Source organism: Proteiniphilum sp. UBA5384, assembly GCF_002410825.1.
Classification (GTDB): Bacteria; Bacteroidota; Bacteroidia; order Bacteroidales; family Dysgonomonadaceae; genus Proteiniphilum.
Genome location: NZ_DHOS01000059.1, coordinates 1 through 6,076 on the forward strand (window position 1 = coordinate 1; position 6,076 = coordinate 6,076).

A 6,076-nucleotide genomic window follows, 5' to 3' on the forward strand; every position below is an offset into this window, starting at 1 on the left:
GCCCTTCTTCACTTGTATTCCTATTCCGGGGCCGGTGGCATACCACCCCCATGAAGGGTCGCGGCATGTTTCTTCCAGACTCGCCGGCTTCGACCACGTTTTGCCATCGTCATCGGAATAACATACATAGGGTAATCTAGGAGACAACGATGTTTTATTGATGATATCACTTTCCTTGTCTTTTCCATTATTCCAGCTGGTGAACAACCAGATTCGTCCGGTTTCCTCATCGACCACAGGACAGGGATTTCCACAGGTGTTGTCGGCATCGTCCCATACAACCTGTTCATCGCTCCATGTCATCCCATTATCTTCCGAACGTTTCATCAACAAGTTGATATCTCCGGTATCACCCGCCTCACGTCCCTCGCAAAAGGCGAGCAGTGTTCCTTCGTTGGTGACAACCAGTGCCGGTATGCGATAATTATTATATTCACCCGTTCCCTGTTCCCACAAAACGTTCTGGTAGTTTTTACTTTTAATATTATCAGAAAGTAACAACATTAAAGTCAAAATGGATATAAACAATGGAATTTTGTTCATACTATGTAGTTTTTACTATTTAAATTAAAATAGGGTAGGATTTCATTAAATTGAACAAAGAATGACCAATAACCGGATAAAATTTTATCATTATTTAGTTATCGGCCATTCATTCCTTTACATTCTATAGAAAGATATTTTATTTTTCAATTTAATAAGTGTAAAGTTTTATTGCTTCCTCCTCACTCAAGGCTCTCTTATAGAGAATGTAGTCATCGATGTATCCGCTCAGGAAATTTTCAGGAGCAAACAGTCCGTTTGTAAATCTGTAATTGGCACCAATCACATAGGGCGTTTTGTCGATTGTCTTTATGTCTTTACCAAGACTACTCGCTTCCAAGACTCCATCAATATACATATAGCCATTCTTTTTACCACCTTCTTCCTTGTATATACATACATAGTGATGCCACAAATTGTCATCCATTCTCTTCTCTGTGTATTCAACCCAGTTTCCGGCTTTACCCTTTTGTTCCACACAGAATCTGGCAAACTGACCACTAGGTTGAAATCTAAACCACGATTGTCTATTTTCATTATCAGGACGGGCTCCCGGTCCGGAACCATGATGGAAGATTGCTGCATTTTTGGATATCTGAGGTAATTTCACCCAAAAGGCAACCGTAAAATCTGCAGTTTGAAAATCCAAATAATCGGTTTCGGGAATAGACAAAACTGCATAATTATTAGCATCAATACTCATAAATTGTGCTGCCGAGTATCCTTCTGCGTTTTTACCTGTAAATCGTGAATTAGCATCGAACTTAATTTCGGCAATCCCTTTATTCAGAATTTCAGGATTTAACTGATGAGGGCCAGCATCATGACTACTTCCATCAAACGGAAGATACATAACCAGATTCTCACTCGGTATAACGACAGTAAATTGTTCTTTTTCTATAGTTGAAGTGTTTACTGCATTAGAAGACTTCAAAGTCACCTTATACTTTCCAGGGGAAGAATAAGTGATTAACGGATTTTGCTCAGTGGAAGAAGAGGGTGTTCCTCCTTCGAAAGTCCACTCCCACTCGGCTGCGTTTCCAGAAGTTTTATCCTGAAACTGGATACTGCCGCCGGCATATGTATTTCTCGACACCGCACCAAAGTCTGCGGCTACGGAGTATTTATCAATGATTGTCAGATAATCGGAGACGGTCTTGCTTGAAGATATATTGGGATTCTTTACAGTGAGTTTTACACTATATATTCCAGGTTCAAAATTTAATGAAGGGTTTTGTTCCGTACTTGTTACAACAACTCCTTCCTGAGTTATGAATTCCCAAAACCACTCAGTTGGATACCCTTCTGATATGTCTGTAAAACTGAATTGATCTTCATTTGTACCTATTGTTTTATCTACTGTGAAATCCGTGATAATTTCTGAAGGATAATCTACCACCACGTAATCTTCTTTGTTTACTACTACAGAGTCATTTCCCCTGACAACTACCAGTCGGACCGAGTATGTACCCGGCACTTCATATTTTACCGTAGGGCTGAAAAGAATTGACGAAGCGGGAGTTCCTCCTTCAAAATACCAATTCCATTTTGAAGGTTCACCCAAGGACTCATCTTTAAAGACAATATTTTCTCCAACCACAATTTCTTTTACATCCGAACTAAATTCGGGGATGAGCGGCTGATCTACTTCATCGGTACACGCAGCCATGAACCCGATAAGGACAAAACATATAAAGAATATTGATTTTATTGTTTTCATGTTTCTATTTGATTTTTTGTACATTAATTTTCTCAAAACTTATTTTTTCGTACGGATTATTATTCCCCTTTTCATATAAAATGCCGATCTCATTTTCTGAAACCATTACAATATCAGAATAGGCGGAAGGACCACTGTTTATTATATATGAGTACGGCCACGTTGCACCGTTGTCGCTGCTTTTTTTGATTGTCATATTAATTCGACTTGCACTTGCGGCATTGGAAAAGAAAAGGAAATGTTTATCATTTATGAGTGTATTCAGTATGCTTGCCTGACATGTAGGATCGGGTAAAGCGTAATCCTGCCTGCTGGCTGTCCATGTCTCACCACCGTCACTGCTGAAAGCAAAAGTTCTGTAAGGGCTCGAATTTCTCATATTCAGCATTAGTCGGCCATCTGACAATTCAGCCACGGTGGACTCGTTTCCTCCCACGGAGGTGCCGCCAATTTTCCATGTTTCCCCTTTATCATCAGAATAAATAACATGGGAATACTGTTTTCGGCCGGGTCCCACCTCAATATAGTCGCAAGGAACCACAATCCTTCCTTTATATGGTTCTTTGGTCAAAATGATTCCGTGACAGGGACCGGTGGCGTACCAACCCCATGCAGGATTCTTTACGGAAGAGGTGATCTCTTTGGGTTTCACCCAGGTGAGTCCGTCATCATCAGACCAGCTGTAAAATACCCGTCGAGTATCTTTACTTGTTCCTGCATTGATCGCTCCAATATTATCTTCTCCCAGGTTCCACGTCATTAATAAATGAATCCTCCCGGTTTCCATGTCCACGATCGGGCTTGGATTTCCACACGTATTATCGGCATCATCCCAAACCATAACCAGGTCACTCCATGTTTCTCCATTATCAGTTGACCGTCGCAGCACCAGATCTATATCACCTTCATCACGGCAATTTCTTTTTCTGCCTTCAGCAAAGGCGAGCAACGTTCTATTCCTAGTTTGAACAATGGCAGGAATACGGAAACAACTATAGCCCTCTGTCGATGCTTTGTATATTTCCGGAGCCTTGATCATGTCATTCGACGGATCCGGATTTGGATTCGGATTCATATCTCCCGGAGTATCGTTTGAACAAACCGTAAAAAGTAACAGTATGACTGTTAAAATAAAAGAGTATTTAGAGTGTTTCATTTTATTGAGCTTATATTGACCACTTTAAAATCCATTCCATCCGTATATCGCTTTTTCCCTCCTTCGTAGAATATCCCGATCTGATTTTCAGAAATCTCCACAAGATCTGAATATCCGGAATTTTCAGGATAAACAATATACTTTCCACTCCAATTACTGCCATTGTCGGTACTCTTTTTAATGGTCATATTCGTTCTTGTTGCCGCCGCAGCATTGGATAAAAAGAGATTACTCCCAATAGTCAAGATGCTCCCCTGACATTTTGCATCCAGTTGTTTTACGTCGACTTTGGGAATTGACCATGTAATACCTCCGTCTACGCTCAAACTGTATTTCCGGTAATATCCTTCATCGGTTCTCATGTTGAGTATCAGGGTTCCATCTTCCAGTTCAGCCACAGAACACTCACCCACTTCACCCACTGGTGTAGGATTACCTGCCTTCCACGTAATCCCGTAATCATCGGAGTAGGCAATATGTGAATAATCTACAACCTTTCCATTTTCTCTTATTGTAAAATAGTTTGGAGAAACCAGACGGTTTTTGAATATGCCTTTTTTTATTTGAATACCATGAACGGGACCCGTTCCATACCAATCCCAGATTGGTTTTTTTATGCTTTTCGTGATTTCAACCGGTTTGCTCCATGTTTTTCCTTCGTCATCGGAATAGGAATAATAAGGTCTTCTGGTGTCGGTTCCCGTACCGTTTACAAGTGCACCCCATTTATCATCCTTGTAGTTCCAAGTCATCAGGAGATGGACTCTTCCTTTGTCATCTACAATGGGAACCGGATTTCCACAGGTATTCAAATCATCATCCCAGATTATTATCTGATTACTCCAGGTTTTTCCGTTATCGGATGAACGTTTGACAACCAAATCGATATCGCCCGAGTCGCCATTGCTTCTCATTTTGCGGGCTTCAGCAAATGCCAATAATATATTTCCATTGGTTTTCACGATCGCAGGAATCCGATATGCTTCGTAACCAAGTGTTCCTTGTTCAAAAACATAATTAAATTCTAAAGGTTGCTCCGGAGACGGATCAGGGTCCGGAGCAGGAGCAGGATCAGGAGGTAAATCTGTATTGCTGCCACAGGATAATACAAGCAACTGCAAGATAAAAAAGAAAAGCAAAAATGATTGTTTATTATAAGTTTTCATACCCCTCGGTTTGTTCCAGATTAGGATTAATATCTATATCTCTCAATGGAATAGCAAGATACAACGGCACGCGAATTCCATCGTCCGCTCTACTTTTCAGATTGGGAACAAACTCATATACATCTATTGTTCCACCGAAATGAAATCGAAGAAGATCGGGCCATCTTTTTCTTTCCAGATACAATTCCCGCCCCCTTTCACTGAGTATCTCCTTTTCAACTGATATTTTATCTGTGGGACCGGCATAATTTCCGATTTTAGCCCTGTTTCTCACTTTGTTTAATTCGGCGATTGCTTCCGGCAGTTTATCCATCGCAGCATAAGCCTCCGCTTTGAATAGGTACATTTCTGCAAGCCGGTAAATAATGATATCCGAATCATAACTTCTGTCTCCTTCTGTTTTAGTACCTCTCATTTTATTATCAAAAACCCCGATGAGATTGCCATCCGCATCGATCGCCTTAATGTATGACTTATTTTTTCTATCGTCTGCAGGGTTTTCTTCAAATAGAGCCATCAACCTTTCACTGGGTGCATAATTGGTTCCGGCACCACTTTTTGCATATGCTATATCATCTTTATTAATGGCTTTCTCTACAAACACGTCCCGAGGTTTTAATTTGCTGCTATAGTGATCTGATTTTTCAAAAAGTTCAAAATGAATCGCGAAAATCACCTCTTTTCCTTTTTTGGTTCCGTAAATATTGGCGAAATCCTCTTCCAACGAAAGATTTTTGCTTGCCAAATCGGCATTTGTTATTACTTCCTGATAGTCTTGATTTGTGCCATTCAGAACTTTTGCTCTCCACAGCAACAGATCGGCTTTCAATGCATATGAAGCTTGTTTTGACACCCTTCCTTTACCCTTGGGATAACCATCCTGTGGGAACAACTCAATAGATTTATCTACGTCGGCCATTGCCTGTTGAAGTACTTCAGTAGCAGGAGATCTTCCGAGTTTGGGTTTGGAGGCATTTTCTGTCGGGTCCAATTCTAAGGGGGCGTCCCCCCAAATTCTGAGAATACAGAAATACATGTATGAACGAATGAAATAAGTTTCTGCAAGAATGACATTTTTATCAGCCTCCATGCCAAAACTGATCGGTTCAATATTCTTAATCAACATATTACAATGTTGAATAACCGTATAGTAACTATTCCAGCCGTATCCATTTTGTGAAGTCAGATTCTGGGTAAAGAGATTGGATGGCCCACCTATTAGTCCCACTTCAAATGTTTCTCCCCTGTCTTCAAAATGAAGTGTTGCGTTCGAAACATCTCTCAAACTTGTATAGATACCTATCAGATAACTTTCCGCATCTCCTTTAGACTGCCAGTAACCATCTCCTGAAATAGAGGAAACGTTGTCTACATCCAATAAATTACAGGAATTAAAGGATAATAATGAAACTGCAATCAGTATGTATGTTATTGTCTTTTTCATATGACTAAAATGTTTATTATCAATGGGGTCATATGGAACTCGCATTA

The 6,076-nt window shown here is 40.3% G+C and carries 5 protein-coding genes; all 5 read right to left on the reverse strand.

Annotation, left to right across the window (positions count from 1 at the left end):
- On the reverse strand, positions 1–543 hold a 543-nt coding region (locus tag B4G81_RS11110), incomplete at its 3' end, for a sialidase family protein (RefSeq protein ID WP_294082490.1).
- A 151-nt stretch (positions 544–694) separates the two neighbouring features.
- Positions 695–2,263 carry a PKD domain-containing protein gene (locus tag B4G81_RS11115; protein WP_294082492.1) on the reverse strand — a complete coding sequence of 523 codons (1,569 nt, stop codon included), beginning with the start codon at positions 2,261–2,263 and terminating at the stop codon, positions 695–697.
- A gap of 4 nt (positions 2,264–2,267) precedes the next feature.
- Positions 2,268–3,419 (reverse strand): sialidase family protein, encoded by a 1,152-nt coding sequence (locus B4G81_RS11120; protein WP_294082494.1) that lies wholly within the window; start codon positions 3,417–3,419, stop codon positions 2,268–2,270.
- A complete protein-coding gene (locus tag B4G81_RS11125) occupies positions 3,416–4,585 on the reverse strand; it encodes a sialidase family protein (RefSeq protein ID WP_286880259.1) in 1,170 nt (389 codons plus the stop codon). Before B4G81_RS11125 ends, B4G81_RS11120 begins: the two co-directional genes overlap by 4 nt.
- Complete coding sequence (locus B4G81_RS11130; RefSeq protein WP_286880257.1) at positions 4,572–6,029, reverse strand: RagB/SusD family nutrient uptake outer membrane protein; 1,458 nt, start codon at positions 6,027–6,029, stop codon at positions 4,572–4,574. The genes B4G81_RS11125 and B4G81_RS11130 overlap by 14 nt, the downstream gene beginning before the upstream one ends.
- Between the last annotated feature and the right edge of the window lie 47 nt (positions 6,030–6,076).